13 protein-coding genes and 1 tRNA gene are annotated in these 16,386 nt (G+C 69.6%); 9 read left to right on the top strand and 5 right to left on the bottom strand.

Annotated features, from left to right (window positions below; translation table 11 throughout):
* Nucleotides 1-40 precede the first annotated feature (40 nt).
* The 6 genes from SCNRRL3882_RS30575 to SCNRRL3882_RS30550 all read left to right on the top strand — a co-directional run bounded on the left by SCNRRL3882_RS30575 (nucleotide 41) and on the right by SCNRRL3882_RS30550 (nucleotide 7,416).
* On the top strand, nucleotides 41-913 hold the full coding sequence (locus SCNRRL3882_RS30575; protein WP_010039527.1) for a trypsin-like serine protease: 873 nt from the start codon (nucleotides 41-43) through the stop codon (nucleotides 911-913).
* A 793-nt stretch (nucleotides 914-1,706) separates the two neighbouring features.
* A complete protein-coding gene (locus tag SCNRRL3882_RS30570; protein ID WP_010039525.1) occupies nucleotides 1,707-2,936 on the top strand; it encodes a branched-chain amino acid ABC transporter substrate-binding protein in 1,230 nt (409 codons plus the stop codon).
* A 140-nt stretch (nucleotides 2,937-3,076) separates the two neighbouring features.
* Nucleotides 3,077-4,006 (top strand): branched-chain amino acid ABC transporter permease, encoded by a 930-nt coding sequence (locus tag SCNRRL3882_RS30565; RefSeq protein ID WP_010039523.1) that lies wholly within the window; start codon nucleotides 3,077-3,079, stop codon nucleotides 4,004-4,006.
* Nucleotides 4,007-4,010: 4 nt separating this feature from the next.
* On the top strand, nucleotides 4,011-5,822 hold the full coding sequence (locus SCNRRL3882_RS30560; protein WP_010039521.1) for a branched-chain amino acid ABC transporter permease: 1,812 nt from the start codon (nucleotides 4,011-4,013) through the stop codon (nucleotides 5,820-5,822).
* Nucleotides 5,823-5,827: 5 nt separating this feature from the next.
* Nucleotides 5,828-6,703, top strand: coding sequence for an ABC transporter ATP-binding protein (locus SCNRRL3882_RS30555; RefSeq protein WP_029181140.1), 876 nt, complete (start codon nucleotides 5,828-5,830; stop codon nucleotides 6,701-6,703).
* A complete protein-coding gene (locus SCNRRL3882_RS30550; RefSeq protein ID WP_010039517.1) occupies nucleotides 6,700-7,416 on the top strand; it encodes an ABC transporter ATP-binding protein in 717 nt (238 codons plus the stop codon). Before SCNRRL3882_RS30555 ends, SCNRRL3882_RS30550 begins: the two co-directional genes overlap by 4 nt.
* Nucleotides 7,417-7,477: 61 nt before the next feature.
* Here the strand turns inward: SCNRRL3882_RS30550 and SCNRRL3882_RS30545 are convergent, their stop codons facing one another.
* Nucleotides 7,478-8,134: an ANTAR domain-containing response regulator gene (locus SCNRRL3882_RS30545; RefSeq protein ID WP_010039515.1), complete on the bottom strand. Its 657-nt coding sequence runs from the start codon at nucleotides 8,132-8,134 to the stop codon at nucleotides 7,478-7,480.
* A 102-nt stretch (nucleotides 8,135-8,236) separates the two neighbouring features.
* On the opposite strand from SCNRRL3882_RS30545, the gene SCNRRL3882_RS30540 reads away from it, so the two are divergent.
* A tRNA-Leu gene (locus SCNRRL3882_RS30540) sits at nucleotides 8,237-8,311 on the top strand.
* Nucleotides 8,312-8,418: 107 nt separating this feature from the next.
* Complete coding sequence (locus tag SCNRRL3882_RS30535; RefSeq protein ID WP_010039513.1) at nucleotides 8,419-9,162, top strand: helix-turn-helix domain containing protein; 744 nt, start codon at nucleotides 8,419-8,421, stop codon at nucleotides 9,160-9,162.
* Here SCNRRL3882_RS30535 and pyk read toward each other — a convergent pair.
* Together pyk and SCNRRL3882_RS30525 are read right to left on the bottom strand one after the other, a co-directional pair.
* Entirely contained in the window at nucleotides 9,131-10,603 is a 1,473-nt protein-coding gene (pyk, locus tag SCNRRL3882_RS30530) for a pyruvate kinase (protein WP_010039511.1), read from the bottom strand. The two genes, SCNRRL3882_RS30535 and pyk, sit on opposite strands and share 32 nt — an antisense overlap.
* Before the next feature lie 151 nt (nucleotides 10,604-10,754).
* Complete coding sequence (locus tag SCNRRL3882_RS30525; RefSeq protein WP_010039509.1) at nucleotides 10,755-11,474, bottom strand: SIMPL domain-containing protein; 720 nt, start codon at nucleotides 11,472-11,474, stop codon at nucleotides 10,755-10,757.
* Between the two features lie 163 nt (nucleotides 11,475-11,637).
* Here SCNRRL3882_RS30525 and SCNRRL3882_RS30520 point away from each other — a divergent pair, with 163 nt between their 5' ends.
* Nucleotides 11,638-13,443, top strand: coding sequence for a bifunctional metallophosphatase/5'-nucleotidase (locus SCNRRL3882_RS30520; RefSeq protein ID WP_010039508.1), 1,806 nt, complete (start codon nucleotides 11,638-11,640; stop codon nucleotides 13,441-13,443).
* 13 nt (nucleotides 13,444-13,456) lie between these two features.
* Here the strand turns inward: SCNRRL3882_RS30520 and SCNRRL3882_RS30515 are convergent, their stop codons facing one another.
* Together SCNRRL3882_RS30515 and SCNRRL3882_RS30510 are read right to left on the bottom strand one after the other, a co-directional pair.
* Nucleotides 13,457-14,920 carry a lysine N(6)-hydroxylase/L-ornithine N(5)-oxygenase family protein gene (locus SCNRRL3882_RS30515; RefSeq protein WP_010039506.1) on the bottom strand — a complete coding sequence of 488 codons (1,464 nt, stop codon included), beginning with the start codon at nucleotides 14,918-14,920 and terminating at the stop codon, nucleotides 13,457-13,459.
* Entirely contained in the window at nucleotides 14,917-16,323 is a 1,407-nt protein-coding gene (locus SCNRRL3882_RS30510) for a pyridoxal phosphate-dependent decarboxylase family protein (protein WP_010039504.1), read from the bottom strand. The genes SCNRRL3882_RS30515 and SCNRRL3882_RS30510 overlap by 4 nt, the downstream gene beginning before the upstream one ends.
* Nucleotides 16,324-16,386: the final 63 nt, after the last annotated feature.

The raw sequence follows: 16,386 nt of genomic DNA, 5'->3' as shown, positions 1-16,386 counted from the left end.
CCACAGGAGAAGACCCGTCCCACCCCTAGAAGGGTTTCTCTTGACCTCCGTACGTGCCCTCGCCGTCACGGCCGCGGCCGGTGCCGCCGTGCTCGCCACCGCGCTGCCGTCCTCCGCCATCAACTCCTACAACGCGACACCCGCCCCCGAACGCACCGAGGTCGGCGCGCTCGTGGCCACCTGGGACAACGACGGCGACCCCGCGACCCCCGACCGGGTCGACTGGGTCTGCTCCGGCACCATGATCGACGCGGACACCTTCCTGACCGCCGCGCACTGCACCTCCGACTGGCCCGACGACGTGCGGTTCTACGTGTCCCTGGACCAGGACGTGCAGTCCGGGCTCGACGCGGCGGCGAAGAAGTACCCGGGCGACCCGGCCGCGCAGGCCGCCGCCGTCGCCGTCCCGGGCACCGCCCACACGCACCCCGGCTACCCGGGACCGGCCTCCGACACCCACGACATCGCGGTGATCGAACTGCCCGCCGCCAAGGTCAAGGCCCGCTGGAGCTTCACCCCGGCCACCCTGCCCACGGCGAACCAGCTCGGCAGACTCGGCCCGCAGGGGCTGAACGCCACCGACTGGCTCGTCGCCGGCTACGGCACCCAGGAGGCCGTCAACGGCCCCGGCGGCCAGACCCACCCCGGCGGCGGCGTCCGCATGAAGGCACCCGTCACCTTCGACGCCCTCAACGACTCCTGGGCCCGGCTGGCGATGACCGCGCCGCAGGGCAACGGAGGCGCCTGCTACGGCGACTCCGGCGGCCCCAACTTCGCCTTCATCGGCGGACGGAGGATCCTCGCCTCCACCACCATCACCGGCGACACCCCCTGCTACGCGACCAACGTGACGTACCGCCTGGACACTCCCGGCGCCCGCGCCTTCCTCTCGCCGTTCGTGAAGCTGCCGTAGCCCCGCGCCGCCAGCCACCGGCCACCCGGCACGACCGACCGCCCCGCCGCCCCGGGCACCGCCCGGAGCGGCGGGGCGCTGCGCTGCACGGGCCCGGGGAACCGTCAACTCCGCGGAAGCGGACGAGAGTTACGCGGAAACAGACGAGTGTGACGACGCCAGCGGCAGTCAGGACGTCGTCCGCGCCGACGCGGCACGCCCGACCGGCCGGCGCCCCGGCCGCCCGAGCCGGCACCCGCCCCCACCCCCGCCCCCGCACCGGCCCGCCGACGCCACCGCCTGGCTTGACCTCGTCCTCACCGAACCCTCAACTTCCCCCGGCGAAAACCCATGACGTCACCGGCGCCATAACCGTTCCCCCTTGCTCGGAACTCCCCCTGGACGCGGAGATCCCTTCCTCTCTGTAACGCTCCGTAACGCGCGCGCAATACGGCACCGCAGTTTCATCCTCGGCCGCGCCTCCTCCGGGGACCTTTCCCATCCGGCCCGCGCCGCCTGTGCCCCGGCAACCACCACGACCCCAGCCGCGGCCAACCGGAAGTGCACGTTCTCAGAATGCGGACTTCGGAGAAAGCCCATCAAACCCGCCGAGAGGGTCCTCCACCGAAGCCGGGCATCCATCACGTCATAACAAGAAAGTCACAAGCCGCCCCACGCCGCTGACCCTGCCTCCACACCGGGCTTAGAGTCACGGCCAGTCACCGCTCCATCGGGAGTTCGGTACCAGCGCGGCACTCACCCCCCGACCAGGGCGGGCCTGCCTGTGAAAGGACTGATCGTGCGACAGCGTTCCTTGGTGATTCTTACCTCCGTTCTTACGACCGGAGCTCTGACTCTCACCGCCTGCGGCTCCCGAGACGACAGCGGTGACAAGAGCGGAGACAGCGGCGCCGCCACCACACTGACCATCGGCGTGGACGCGCCCCTGTCCGGTGAGAACTCCACCACCGGCCTCGGCATCCAGTACGGCGCTCAGATCGCCGTCGACGACGCCAACAAGAACAACTGGGTCCCGGGCGTGAAATTCAAGCTCAAGGCCCTGGACGACAAGGCACAGCCCGCCACCGGCCAGTCCAACGCCACCAGCCTCACCGGCGACAAGACCGCCGTCGGCGCCGTCGGCCCGCTGAACTCCGGCGTCGCCCAGACGATGCAGCAGGTCTTCGCCTCGGCCAACATGGTCCAGATCTCCCCCGCGAACACCGCCCCCGAGCTGACCCAGGGCAAGAACTGGCAGACGGACAAGAAGCGTCCGTTCAAGACGTACTTCCGTACCGCCACCACCGACGAACTCCAGGGCAGCTTCGCGGCCGGCTACGCGTACAACGGCCTCAAGAAGAAGAAGGCCTTCGTCGTCGACGACAAGCAGACCTACGGCGCCGGCCTCGCGAAGATCTTCAACGAGCAGTTCAAGAAGCTCGGCGGCAAGGTCGTGGGCACCGACCACGTCAACACCGGCGACAAGGACTTCGGCTCCCTCGTCACGAAGATCAAGAACTCCGGTGCCGACCTGCTGTACTACGGCGGCCAGTACGACGAGTCCGCGCTGATCACCAAGCAGCTCAAGGACGCCGGCGTCAAGATCCCGCTGTTCGGCGGCGACGGCATGTTCGCCTCCACCTACATCGAGGCCGCCGGCAAGGCCTCCGAGGGCGACCTCGCCACCGCCATCGGCGTCCCCGCCGACACCCTGCCCGCCGCCAAGACGTTCATCCAGACGTACAAGGACAAGGGTTACAAGGGCGACTACGGCGCCTACGGCGCTTACGCCTACGACGCCACCACGGCCATCATCAAGGCCGTCAAGGCCGCGGCCGACGCCAACGGCGGCAAGGTGCCCACCGACATCAACGACCTGCGCTCCAAGGTCGTCGACGGAGTCCAGAAGTCCGACTTCGAAGGCCTCACCGGCAAGATCTCCTTCGACCAGTACGGCGACACCACCAACAAGCAGCTGACGGTGTACCAGGTCGAGAAGGGTGCCTGGAAGGACGTCGAGACGGGCACGGCCGACCTGAAGTAGTCCGGCCCGCCACAACGCCGCACCCACGGGCCGCGCGGGAGGAGGACCCCGACCGCGCGGCCCGTTTTCACACCCCCACACAGCACGCGACCACGCACGCATCCAGTGCACACGACCACCAGCGACATGGAGGCCATGCGGTGAACACCCTGCCGCAGCAGCTGGCCAACGGGCTGCTTCTAGGCTCGATGTACGGGCTGATCGCCATCGGCTACACGATGGTGTACGGCATCGTCCAGCTCATCAACTTCGCGCACGGCGAGATCTTCATGACCGGCGCGTTCGGCGCCCTCACGGTCTACTTCTACATCCTCCCCGACGGCACCTCGATGGTCCTCGCCGTACCTCTGATGCTCCTCGGCGGCGCCCTCGTGGCCATCCTCATCGCCGTGGGGGCGGAACGGTTCGCCTACCGGCCACTGCGCGGAGCACCACGCCTGGCACCCCTCATCACCGCCATCGGCCTCTCCCTGGCCCTCCAGGAGGTCGTCCGCAACTTCTACCCCGGCGCCGACCGCGCCCGCGCCTTCCCGGGCCTCGACGCCACCCACGACATCGGCTCCGTCACCATCAAGGACGCCGACATCTTCCTCATCCTGGCCGCCGTCCTCTGCATGGCCGCCCTCGCCCTCTTCGTGCGCCGCAGCCGCACCGGCCGCGCCATGCAGGCCACCGCGCAGGACCCCGACACCGCGCAGCTGATGGGCATCGACACCAACCGCATCATCGTCATCGCCTTCGCCATCGGCGGCTTCTTCGCCGCCGTCGCGGCCGTCGCCTACGGACTCAAGTACGGCAACGTCGACTACCGCATGGGCTTCCTCATGGGCCTCAAGGCGTTCACCGCGGCCGTCCTCGGCGGCATCGGCAACATCTACGGCGCCATGCTCGGCGGCGTCGTCCTCGGCATCGCCGAGACCCTCGCCTCCGCCTACATCGACGAGATCCCCGGCATGTCGCAGCTCGGCGGCCAGAGCTGGGCCAACGTGTGGGCCTTCTGCCTCCTCATCCTCGTGCTCCTGTTCCGGCCACAGGGCCTGCTCGGCGAGCGCGTCGCGGACAGGGCGTGATCACATGACCGAGACGACCAAGACCCCCGCCCCGGACGCCGTCCCCGCCCCGCCCGCGCTGCGCGGACTCATACCGCTGCCCGCGCCGGCCGCCCGCGCCCTCCTGCTCGCCGGCGGCATCGCCACCGCGGCCTCCGCGTTCCTCGCCTGGACCTGGACCGACGAGTTCCCCGGCGACCTCACCATCAACGGCTACCCCGGCGGCCTTCAGTGGCTCACCTTCACCGCCGGCGTCCTCACCGCCCTGTTCGCCCTCGCCTCGTACGGCATCCGCGGCCTGGGCTGGCTGCTGCCCGCCCGCAACAACGCACCGCTCGTCCTCACCGCCCTCGGCGGCTTCGCCGTCACCTGGTTCACGGTCATCGCCATCAGCGCCGAACTCGGCGGCGTCGTCAACCTCGAACCCGGCGGCTGGATCGCGGCCATCGCCTCCCTCCTGCCCGTCCTCGGCGCCTTCGCCCTCCCCCAGGAGCGCACCGGCACCGACGGCACCAAGGAAGCCCTCAAGGCCTACATCGCCAAGCCCGACCACATCACCGCCGCCCAGGCCACCGCGCCCTGGATCCAGCGGGCCCTGATCACCGTGGTCACCATCATCGGCCTGGGCGTCTTCACCTACGGCATCGACACCGAGTACGGCGAACTCTTCGTCGGCTACCTCTTCGTCGTCGTCTTCGCCATGTGGGCCCTGCACACCGCCGGTCTCCTCGACCGCTTCTCCGCACTGGTCGCGGCCAACCGCAGCTTCACCCTCGCCATGGGCTTCGCCGCGGCCATCGCCTTCCCCTTCACCCAGACCGACGACCACTACGCCAACATCGGCGTCAACATCCTGATCTTCGGGACGGTCGCCCTCGGCCTGAACATCGTCGTCGGCCTCGCCGGCCTCCTCGACCTCGGATACGTCGCCTTCCTCGGCGTCGGCGCCTACACCGCCGCCCTCGTCTCCGGCTCCGAGTTCTCCACCATCTCCGGCGTCCACCTGCCCTTCTGGGCCTCCGCCCTGGCCGGCGCCGCAGCCTCCCTCGTCTTCGGCGTCCTCATCGGCGCCCCGACCCTGCGGCTGCGCGGCGACTACCTCGCCATCGTCACCCTCGGCTTCGGAGAGATCTTCCGCATCGCCGTCAACAACATGGACGGCGACTCCGGACCCGACGTCACCAACGGCCCCAACGGCATCGCCAACATCCCCGACCTGAACCTCCTCGGGTTCGACTTCGGCCAGGCCCACGACATCGGCGGATTCACCCTCGGCCGGTTCGCCAACTACTACCTGCTGATGGTCCTCATCATGGCCATCGTCGTCCTCGTCTACACCCGCGCCGCCGACTCCCGCATCGGCCGCTCCTGGATCGCCATCCGCGAGGACGAGACCGCCGCCACCGCCATGGGCATCAACGGCTTCCGCGTCAAGCTCGTCGCCTTCGCCCTCGGCGCCGCCCTCGCCGGCCTCGCCGGCACCGTCAGCGCCCACGTCACCTACAGCGTGGTCCCCACGCCGTACCAGTTCGCCGGCTCCACCCCACCCAACTCCGCGTTCCTCCTGGCCGCGGTCGTCCTCGGCGGCATGGGCACGGTCGCGGGCCCGCTCCTCGGCGCGGCCCTGCTCTACCTGCTCCCCGAAAAGCTGGTGTTCCTCCAGGACAAGTCGCTCCTCGCCTTCGGCATCGCGCTCATCCTGCTGATGCGCTTCCGTCCCGAAGGCATCATCGCCAACCGCCGGCGCCAGCTCGAATTCCACGAGACCGGCCAACTCGACGTACCCAAACAGACCACGCTGACCGACGAACCGGCCGTCACCAAGGCGGGGGCGTAACCATCATGACCACACCTGTACTCGAAGCACGCGACGTCACGATGCGCTTCGGCGGCCTCACCGCCGTCCGCTCCGTCGACTTCACGGTCAACTCCGGCGAGATCGTCGGGCTGATCGGCCCCAACGGCGCCGGCAAGACGACGTTCTTCAACTGCCTGACCGGCCTCTACGTCCCGACGGAGGGCACGGTCTCCTACAAGGGCACCGTCCTGCCGCCCAAGCCCCACCTGGTCACCCAGGCCGGCATCGCCCGGACCTTCCAGAACATCCGCCTGTTCGCCAACATGACGGTCCTGGAGAACGTCCTCGTCGGCCGCCACACGCGGACGAAGGAGGGGCTGTGGTCGGCCCTCCTGCGCGGCCCCGGCTTCAAGAAGGCCGAACGCGCCAGCGAGGAACGCGCCATGGAACTCCTCCAGTTCATCGGCCTCGACCACAAGCGCGACCACCTGGCACGCAACCTCCCCTACGGCGAACAGCGCAAGCTGGAGATCGCCCGGGCGCTGGCCAGCGAACCCGGCCTGCTCCTGCTCGACGAGCCGACGGCGGGCATGAACCCCCAGGAGACGCGGGCGACCGAGGAACTCGTCTTCGCCATCCGCGACAAGGGCGTCGCCGTCCTCCTCATCGAGCACGACATGCGCTTCGTCTTCAACCTCTGCGACCGCGTCGCCGTCCTCGTCCAGGGCGAGAAGCTCGTCGAGGGCACCTCCGAAGTCGTCCAGGCCGACGAGCGCGTCATCGCCGCCTACCTGGGAGAGCCGTTCGAAGGCGACCCCGGGCAGGCCGAAGCCGCGGAGGTCGAAGCAGCCGAGGCCGCGGCCGAAGCCGCCGCCGACGCGCCCAGCACCGCCAGCAGCACCAAGGGAGAAGCCAAGTGACCGCACTCCTCGAAGTCGAGGACCTCCGGGTCTCCTACGGCAAGATCGAAGCCGTCAAAGGCATCTCCTTCAGCGTCGAGGCCGGCCAGGTCGTCACCCTCATCGGCACCAACGGCGCCGGCAAGACGACCACCCTGCGCACCCTCTCGGGCCTCCTGAAGCCCACCTCCGGGAAGATCATCTTCGACGGCAAGCCCCTGACCGGCGTCGCCGCCCACAAGATCGTCGCCCTCGGCCTCGCCCACTCCCCCGAAGGCCGGCACATCTTCCCCCGCCTCACCATCGCGGAGAACCTCCAGCTCGGCGCGTTCCTCCGCAAGGACAAGGACGGCATCGAGAAGGACATCCAGCGCGCCTACGACCTCTTCCCCATCCTCGGGGAACGCAGGAAGCAGGCCGCCGGAACCCTCTCCGGCGGCGAACAGCAGATGCTCGCCATGGGCCGCGCCCTGATGTCCCGGCCCAAGCTCCTCATGCTCGACGAGCCCTCCATGGGCCTCTCCCCGATCATGATGCAGAAGATCATGGCGACGATCTCGGAGCTGAAGTCCCAGGGCACGACCATCCTGCTCGTCGAACAGAACGCCCAGGCGGCGCTCTCGCTCGCCGATCAGGGCCACGTCATGGAGGTCGGCAACGTCGTCCTCTCCGGGACGGGGCAGGACCTGCTGCACGACGAGTCGGTGCGCAAGGCGTACCTGGGCGAGGACTGAGGTCCGGCCCGCACACAAAAGAGGCCCGCCCCCTTCTAAGGGGGCGGGCCTCGCTCGGCTCTCAGCCCTTGTTGGCCTTCTTCTCCTCGGCGTCCTGGATGACGGCCTCCGCGACCTGCTGCATCGACATCCGCCGGTCCATCGACGTCTTCTGGATCCACCGGAACGCGGCGGGCTCGGTCAGCCCGTACTCGGTCTGGAGGATGGACTTGGCCCGGTCCACGAGCTTGCGCGTCTCCAGCCGCAGCGTGAGGTCGGCGACCTCCTTCTCCAGCTCCTTCAGCTCCGTGAAACGCGAGACGGCCATCTCGATCGCCGGGACGACGTCGGTCTTGCTGAACGGCTTCACCAGATAGGCCATGGCACCGGCGTCCCGGGCCCGCTCCACGAGGTCGCGCTGCGAGAAGGCGGTCAGCATCAGCACCGGCGCGATGCTCTCCTCGGCGATCTTCTCGGCCGCGGAGATACCGTCCAGCTTCGGCATCTTCACGTCCAGGATCACCAGATCGGGCCGGTGCTCACGGGCCAGCTCCACGGCCTGCTCCCCGTCCCCGGCCTCACCGACGACGGTGTACCCCTCCTCCTCCAGCATCTCTTTGAGATCGAGCCGGATCAGGGCCTCGTCCTCGGCGATGACGACCCGCGTCGTCATCGGAGGCACGTGCGACTTGTCGTCTTCAGGCACGTCAACAGGCTGGGGCGACTCGGGGGCGCTCACGTGGGCTCCTTGGTAGGGGCAGGCCGGTACTGCTCCCAAGAGCGTACCTAGCTGCGGTATGGTGGTCAGGCGGAGGGTCGAGGTCAACCTTCGATTCACCGGGCCCCGGTAGCCCAATTGGCAGCAGGCAATGGATTCAAAACCCATACAGTGTCGGTTCGAGTCCGACCCGGGGCACTTTTCCTTCATTTCCAAGGTCACGGTTCACAAGTGGATGTCCACGTTCTCGTGAACCTCGACTTCTTTCTGCGTGTCGTCGTTATCACCGTCCCACAGTGGGCCCTATGTACGACGTCAGCACACGCAAGCGAACGCTCGGCTTGGTGGCCCAGGGCCGCAGCCTGAGTTCGGTGAGCCTGGAGACGGGTATTTCACGCGCTGCGATCCGCTCCTGGCAGAACCGCCTCGAGCCGCTGCCCCGAATCGCGCCCCAAGAGCCGGGGCCGCCCGCCGATGAGTGCGCGTACGCCTACTTACTGGGCCTCTATCTCGGGGATGGCTGCATCAGCGGCCACCCCCGCACCGGCTACTACCTGAGAATCGCGTGCGCGAACTCATGGCCTGGTCTGATCGACGCCTGCGAGATCGCCATGCGTGCCGTGAATCCGACCGGGCGTTCCTATCGCACTCAGGCGCAGGGCTACGTCTCCGTGGTCGGTTACAGCAGACATTGGCCCCGCCTCTTCCCCCAGCACGGCCCCGGCAAGAAGCATGAACGACCCATCGTCCTCGCGCCCTGGCAACAGGCCATCGTCGAAGCCCACCCCTGGGCGTTCATCCGGGGTCTCATCCACTCCGACGGCTGCCGTATCACCAACTGGACGACTCGCACCGTTGCCGGCGAGCGGAAGCGCTACGAGTATCCGCGGTACTTCTTCACCAACGTCTCAGTCGACATCATGCGCCTGTTCACCAGAGCGCTCGACCAGGTGGGCGTCGACTGGAAGCAGGCGAACGCACGCAACATCTCCATCGCCCGCAAAGCCTCCGTAGCCCTCATGGACGACCACGTGGGGCCCAAGTACTGACGCCCTGCTTCGGGCTGTCGTCCTCGCCGATGTGGTGGACGCGGACCAGGTTCGTCGAGCCGGAGACCCCGGGGGGAGAGCCGGCCGTGATGACGACCGTGTCGCCCTTTTGGCAGCGGCCGTAGCGCAGCAGGAGTTCGTCCACCTGGTCGACCATCGCGTCCGTGGAGTCCACGCAGGGGCCGAGGAAGGTCTCGACGCCCCAGGTCAGGCTGAGCTGGGAGCGGGTGGCCTGGTCGGGGGTGAAGGCGAGGAGGGGGATCGGGGAGCGGTAGCGGGAGAGGCGGCGGGCCGTGTCGCCGGACTGGGTGAAGGCGACGAGGAAGCGGGCGCCGAGGAAGTCGCCCATTTCGGCGGCGGCCCGGGCCACCGCGCCGCCCTGGGTGCGGGGCTTGTTGCGTTCCGTGAGCGGCGGGAGGCCCTTGGCCAGGATGTCTTCCTCCGCCGCTTCGACGATGCGGGCCATGGTGCGGACGGTTTCGACGGCGTGTTTGCCGACGCTCGTCTCGCCGGAGAGCATGACGGCATCCGTGCCGTCGATGACGGCGTTGGCGACGTCCGAGGCCTCGGCTCGCGTCGGGCGGGCGTTGTCGATCATCGAGTCGAGCATCTGGGTCGCCACGATCACCGGTTTGGCGTTGCGCTTCGCCAGTTTGATCGCGCGCTTCTGGACGATCGGGACTTGTTCGAGTGGCATTTCGACGCCGAGGTCTCCGCGGGCGACCATGATGCCGTCGAACGCGGCGACGATGTCGTCGATGTTGTCGACGGCCTGGGGTTTTTCGACTTTGGCGATGACGGGGAGGCGGCGGCCTTCCTCGTCCATGATGCGGTGGACGTCCTGGATGTCGCGGCCGGTGCGGACGAAGGAGAGGGCGATGACGTCGAAGCCCGTGCGCAGGGCCCACCGGAGGTCGTCCTCGTCCTTTTTGGAGAGGGCGGGGACGGAGACGGCGACGCCGGGGAGGTTGAGGCCTTTGTGGTCGGAGATGACGCCGCCCTCGACGACCGTGGTGTGGACGCGGGGGCCGTCGACCTCGGTGACTTCGAGGCAGACCTTGCCGTCGTCGACGAGGATGCGTTCGCCGGTGGTGACGTCGTCGGTGAGGCCGGCGTAGGTGGTGCCGCAGGTGGCGCGGTCACCTTCGACGCCTTCTTCGACGGTGATGGTGAAGGTGTCGCCGCGTTCGAGGAGTACGGGGCCTTCGGTGAAGCGGCCGAGCCGGATTTTCGGGCCTTGAAGGTCGGCGAGGGCACCGACACTGCGGCCGGTCTCGTCGGCGGCCTTTCGCACCCGGTGGTAGCGCTCCTCGTGTTCGGCGTGTCCGCCGTGGCTGAGATTGAAGCGGGCTACGTCCATTCCGGCGTCGACCAGGGCTTTGATCTGGTCGTACGAATCGGTGGCGGGCCCCAGTGTGCAGACGATCTTTGCTCGGCGCATGGTCTGAGCCTATGAGTTACCGACTGGTAGAGAATTGGTCGTGAGTGACCACTCAACAGACTTTGCGTGAAACGTTATTGACAAGTGTTGAATTGTGCGGCGGGGTGCTCCGATGAGCACCCCGGGGGAATTCGGTCGGGTTTTCGGAATGCTAGAGCTCCGGCGGCACCATCGTGAAGCGGGCATTGATCTGGGCGTGGACCCGCTGGCGCTGGGGTTCGAGGTCGAGGGGGGCCGCCGGGGCGTTCTCGGCGGCACTGCCGTAGGCGGCCGAGCGGGCGCGGCCGGGGGCCTGCGGGTAGGGCGGCGGTGCGTTCTCGGCGCCGATGTCGGCGAGTTCGACCAGGGCGGAGAGGGTGGTGCCGAGTGCCTCGGCGTACTCGCGGGCGCGCTGGACGGCTTCCCGTACGGCCTTCTTGCGGGCTTCGCGGTGGGCGGGCGAGTCGGGGCGCAGGGCCCACCAGGGGCCGTCGACGCGGGTGAGTTCCAGGTCGGCGAGGCGGGTGGTGAGTTCGCCGAGGGCGGTGAAGTCGGTGAGCTCGGCGGTGACGTGGACGCTGCCGTGGTAGGTGCGGACGCGTTCGCCCCGGCCGTGCTTGGTGAGTTCGGGGGTGATGGAGAAGGCGCCGGTCTCCAGGCGTTCGACGGCGTCGCCGTAGGACTTGACGAGGTCGAGGACTCCGGCGTTGCGGCGGGTGAGGTCGTCGAGGGCGGAGCGGCGGTCGCGGCCGCGGGCGGCGACGGTGATGCCTATGCGGGCGATCTCGGGGTCGACTTCGAGGCGGGCCTCACCTCGGACGGCGATGCGGGGGGCGTCGGGTGTGCCGTAGGGGACGGCGGGCTGGGAGGCGTCTGACGTGGGCGCGGTCATACGCCCCACTCTGTCATGTCTTGGCTGGCCAACGGGGTGGGGCCGGTGAGCCGAGTCATCAGATCGCAACCTGCCGGGGCTGTTGCTTCTGGTCATGACCGGGTCAGAATCTACGCGCGTTATCTACGCGCGTCGTTCACAGATTCCGCGAGGAGAGCCAGACATGCCGTTGAACCGCCGGAAGTTCCTGGAGAAGTCCGCCGTGACCGGGGCGGGGGTGGCGCTGGCCGGTGCGGTCGGGGCGCCGGGTGCGCAGGCGGCCGAGGCGCACGGCGCCGGGCGGGGCGCGAAGCGCTACGCGTTCACCGTGCTGGGGACGACGGACCTGCACGGCAACGTCTTCAACTGGGACTACTTCACGGACAAGGAGTTCGACGACAAGGACCACAACGACGTCGGTCTGGCCAAGGTCTCGACCCTGGTGAACCGCGTCCGTGCGGAGAAGGGCCGCCGCAACACGCTGCTGATCGACGCGGGCGACACCATCCAGGGCACGCAGTTGTCGTACTACTACGCGAAGGTCGACCCGATCACGGCCGAGGGCGGCCCGGTGCACCCGATGGCGCAGGCCATGAACGCCATGGGCTACGACGCGGCGGCGCTCGGCAACCACGAGTTCAACTACGGCATCCCGGTGCTGCGGAAATTCCAGCAGCAGTGCCGTTTCCCGCTGCTGGGCGCGAACGCGCTGGACGCGAAGACGCTGCGGCCCGCCTTCCCGCCGTACAGCATGCACCGGCTGCGCACGCCGTTCGGGCGGGACGTGAAGGTGGCGGTGCTGGGTCTGACCAATCCGGGCATCGCGATCTGGGACAAGGCGAACGTGCAGGGGAAGATGACGTTCCCGGGGCTGGAGGAGCAGGCGGCGAAGTGGGTGCCGAAGCTGCGGTCGATGGGCGCGGACGTCGTCATCGTGTCGGCGCACAGCGGTTCGTCGGGGACGTCGTCCTACGGTGACCAGTTGCCGTACGTCGAGAACGCGGCCGGGCTGGTGGCCGAGCAGGTGCCGGGCATCGACGCGATCCTGGTCGGGCACGCGCACACGGAGATCCCCGAGTACTTCGTGACGAACAAGAAGACGGGCAAGCAGGTCGTGCTCTCGGAGCCGCTGAAGTGGGGGCAGCGGCTGACGCTCTTCGACTTCGAGCTGGTCTGGGAGAAGGGCTGCTGGAAGGTCGAGAAGGTGGGGGCGAAGGTCCTCAACTCCAACACGGTGGAGGAGGACCCGAAGATCACGAAGCTGCTCTCCGACGAGCACGAGAAGGTCGTGGCGTACGTCAACCAGGTCATCGGCACGAACGCGGCGGAGATGACGTCGGCCGAGGCGCCGTACAAGGACGTCCCGATCATCGATCTGATCAACCACATCCAGGCGGACACGGTGAAGCAGGCCCTGGCGGGCACGGAGCACGCCGCGCTGCCGGTGCTGTCGCAGGCGGCGTGCTTCTCGCGGTCCGCCCGGATCCCGTCGGGCGAGGTGACCATCCGGGACGTGGCGGGTCTGTACGTCTTCGAGAACACGCTGGAGGCGCGTCTGATGACGGGTGCGCAGATGAAGGCGTACCTGGAGTTCTCCGCGAACTACTACGTGCGGACGGCGCCGGACGCTCCGGTGGATCCGGCGAAGCTGACCAACGCGAACGGTACGCCGGACTACAACTACGACGTGGTGAGCGGGCTCTCGTACGAGATCGACATCGCGAAGCCGGCCGGTTCGCGGGTGACGGACGTGCGGTTCGAGGGGCAGCCGCTCGCGGACGACGCGAAGTTCGTGTTCGCGGTGAACAACTACCGGGCCAACGGCGGGGGCAACTTCCCGCATGTGGCCGCCGCCCCGGTGCTGTGGTCGAACTCGGAGGAGATCCGCAACACCATGATCTCCTGGGTGAAGGCGAAGGGGTCCATCGATCCGGCCGGGTTCGCGGCGGTGGACTGGAAGCTCACGCGGAACGGCACGCCGGTCTTCTGAGCCGCGGGCTTCGTCACCTCCGGTCGTCGACGAGCGGGGTCAGCGCCGGTGCCTCACGGGGCGGCGGGACCTGCTGCCGCTGTGTGAGGCCGAAGGTGGTGAAGGCGGTGCGGCGCGGGAGCCGGTACGTCTCCCTGCCCGTGAGGGAGTTGAGGATGACCGCGCTGCGCCAGGCGGCGAGGCCGAGGTCCGGGGTGCCGACGCCGTGCGTGTGGGTCTCGGCGTTCTGGACGTACACCGTGCCGGTGACGGCCGGGTCGAGGACGAGGCGGTAGTCCTCGTCGATGCGCGGCCGTTCCTGGCTGTCGCGGCGCATGTAGGGGTCGAGGCCGGCGAGGATCCCGTCGAGGGGGCGTTCGCGGTAGCCGGTGGCGAGGACGACGCCGTCGGTGGTGAGGCGGGAGCGGCTGTCCTGCCGGCCGTGCTCCAGGTGCAGTTCCACCTTGGTGGTCGCGACCCGGCCTGCGGTGCGGACCCGGACGCCGGGGGTGAGGACGGCGTCGGGCCAGCCGCCGTGCAGGGTGCGGCGGTACAGCTCGTCGTGGATGGCGGCGATGGTGGCGGCGTCGATGCCCTGGTGCAGCTGCCACTGCCCGGCGACGAGTCGGTCGCGGGCCGACTCGGGCAGGGCGTGGAAGTAGCGGGTGTGGTCGGGGGTGAAGTGTTCCAGGCCCAGCTTGGAGTACTCCATCGGCGCGAAGGCCTCGGTGCGGCCCAGCCAGTGGAGCTTCTCGCGCCCGGCGGGCCGGTTGCGGAGCAGATCGAGGAAGATCTCGGCGCCGGACTGTCCGATGCCCACGACGGTGACGTGCTCGGCGGCGAGCAGGGCCGCGCGGTGGTCGAGGTAGTCGGCGGCGTGCACCACGGGCACGCCGGGGGCCTCCACGAGGGGCTTGAGGGGGTTGGGGACGTGGGGTTCGGTGCCGATGCCGAGGACGACGTTCCGCGCGTAGGTACGGCCGAGGGCCTCGGCTTCTCCGTCGGCGTCGAGCTGGGTGAAGTCGACCTCGAACAGGTCGCGTTCGGGGTTCCAGCGGACGGCGTCGACCTGGTGGCCGAAGTGCAGCGCCGGGAGGTTCTCGCAGACCCAGCGGCAGTAGGCGTCGTACTCGGCGCGCTGGATGTGGAAGCGCTCGGCGAAGTAGAAGGGGAACAGGCGCTCGCGCGACCTGAGGTAGTTGAGGAAGGTCCAGGGGCTGGTGGGGTCGGCGAGGCTCACCAGGTCGGCGAGGAACGGCACCTGGATGGTCGCGCCCTCGATGAGCAGGCCCGAGTGCCAGCCGAAGGCGGGCTGCTGCTCGTAGAAGGCGGTGTCGAGTTCGCCGAGCGGGTGGGCGAGCGCGGCGAGGGACAGGTTGAACGGGCCGATGCCGATGCCGATCAGGTCGCGGGGTGCGTCCGGTTCGTGGTGCGGGTGCGGGGTGGTCCGGGTGGGGCTCGGCTCGTCGTGCGGCCGGGGACTCGGCACGGGGTTCATCGGGGGGTGTGTCCTTCCACGAGTGTCGCTCGCCGCGCCGCCACGAGGTGCAGCAGCGCGGCCAGGTCGGCGGGCCCGGTGACGGGATTGAGGAGGGTGACCTTCAGCCAGAGCCGGCCGTCGAGGCGGGCCCGGCCGAGGACGGCACGGCCGTCGGTGAGGAGCGCGCGGCGCACGGCGGCCACGGTGTCGTCGGTGGCGCCCGCGGGCCGGAACAGGACCGTGCTGAGGGCAGGGCGGGCGTGGAGTTCGAAGGCGGGGTGCTCGTCGACGAGGGCGGCGAACTCCCGGGCCCGGGCGCAGACCTGGTCGACGAGCGCGCCGAGGCCGCTGCGGCCGAGGGTCCTGAGGGTGACGGCGAGCTTGAGGACGTCGGGGCGGCGGGTGGTGCGCAGGGACCGGCCGAGCAGGTCCGGCAGGCCGGCCTCGGTGTCGTCGGCGGCGTTGAGGTAGTCGGCGCGGTGCCGCAGGGCGGTGAGGTCGCGGCGGTCCTTGACGGCGAGGAGGCCCGCGGCGACCGGCTGCCAGCCGAGTTTGTGCAGGTCGAGGGTGACGGTGTCGGCCGCGTCGAGCCCGGTGAGCCGGGCGCGGTGGCGGTCGCTGAAGAGGAGCCCTCCGCCGTAGGCGGCGTCGATGTGCAGCCGGGCGCCGTGGGCCGCGCAGCGGGCGGCGATCTCGGGCAGGGGGTCGATGAGTCCGGCGTCGGTGGTGCCGGCGGTGGCGGCGACGAGCAGCGGGCCGGCCAGGTGGGAGAGGGCCTCGTCGAGCGCGGCGGGGTGGAGGGTGCCGGCCGGGGCGGGTACCACCACGGGGTCGGGCAGTCCGAGCAGCCAGGCGGCGCGCGGCAGCGAGTGGTGGGCGTTGGCCCCGACCACGAGCCGCACCGAACCGCCGTGCGCCTCCCGGGCGAGGAGGAGGGCGAGCTGGTTGGACTCGGTGCCGCCGGTGGTGATCAGGGAGTCGGGGGCCGTGCCCGGGTCTCCCCCGGGCCCGTGGATCTCGGCGGCCAGCGCCCCCGCGACCAGTGTCTCCAGTTCCGATGCCGCCGGGGCCTGGTCCCAGGAGTCCAGGGACGGGTTGAGGGCCGAGGCCGCGAGGTCGGCGGCTGTGGCGAGGGCGAGGGGCGGGCAGTGGAGGTGGGCGGCGCACCGGGGGTGTGCCGGGTCGGCGGCGCCCTCGGCGAAGGCGCGGACCAGGGTGCGCAGGGCGTGCGGGTCGCCCTCGTCGGGCAGGGCCTCGCCGAGCGCCTCCCGCATCCGCGCCGCGACGACGTCCGGCCCGCCCGCGGGCAGGGGCCCGCCGCGCGCCCGGGCGCCCTCGTCCAGTGCTTCGAGCACGGTGTCGAGCAACGGCCGCAGGGCGCGGGGGCCTTCGGGTCCTGAGGCGAGGGGCGGCGTGCTCATGGGCTGTCCTCCGGGGGGCGGGGCGGGCGCGCCCGAATAGCCCAACGACCGGATGCCGGAGGA

The sequence above is a fragment of the Streptomyces chartreusis NRRL 3882 genome, assembly GCF_900236475.1.
Taxonomy (GTDB): domain Bacteria; phylum Actinomycetota; class Actinomycetes; order Streptomycetales; family Streptomycetaceae; genus Streptomyces; species Streptomyces chartreusis_D.
This window is presented reverse-complemented; position numbering and strand designations above follow the sequence as displayed.

What these genes read in the sequence shown, in the direction of transcription:
- SCNRRL3882_RS30560 (WP_010039521.1), top strand. Translation starts at nt 4,011, where the DNA reads ATGACCGAGACGACCAAGACCCCCGCCCCGGACGCCGTCCCCGCCCCG.
- SCNRRL3882_RS30555 (WP_029181140.1), top strand. Translation starts at nt 5,828, where the DNA reads ATGACCACACCTGTACTCGAAGCACGCGACGTCACGATGCGCTTCGGC.
- SCNRRL3882_RS30535 (WP_010039513.1), top strand. Translation starts at nt 8,419, where the DNA reads ATGTACGACGTCAGCACACGCAAGCGAACGCTCGGCTTGGTGGCCCAG.
- pyk (WP_010039511.1), bottom strand. Translation starts at nt 10,603, where the DNA reads ATGCGCCGAGCAAAGATCGTCTGCACACTGGGGCCCGCCACCGATTCG.
- SCNRRL3882_RS30525 (WP_010039509.1), bottom strand. Translation starts at nt 11,474, where the DNA reads ATGACCGCGCCCACGTCAGACGCCTCCCAGCCCGCCGTCCCCTACGGC.
- SCNRRL3882_RS30520 (WP_010039508.1), top strand. Translation starts at nt 11,638, where the DNA reads ATGCCGTTGAACCGCCGGAAGTTCCTGGAGAAGTCCGCCGTGACCGGG.
- SCNRRL3882_RS30515 (WP_010039506.1), bottom strand. Translation starts at nt 14,920, where the DNA reads ATGAACCCCGTGCCGAGTCCCCGGCCGCACGACGAGCCGAGCCCCACC.
- SCNRRL3882_RS30510 (WP_010039504.1), bottom strand. Translation starts at nt 16,323, where the DNA reads ATGAGCACGCCGCCCCTCGCCTCAGGACCCGAAGGCCCCCGCGCCCTG.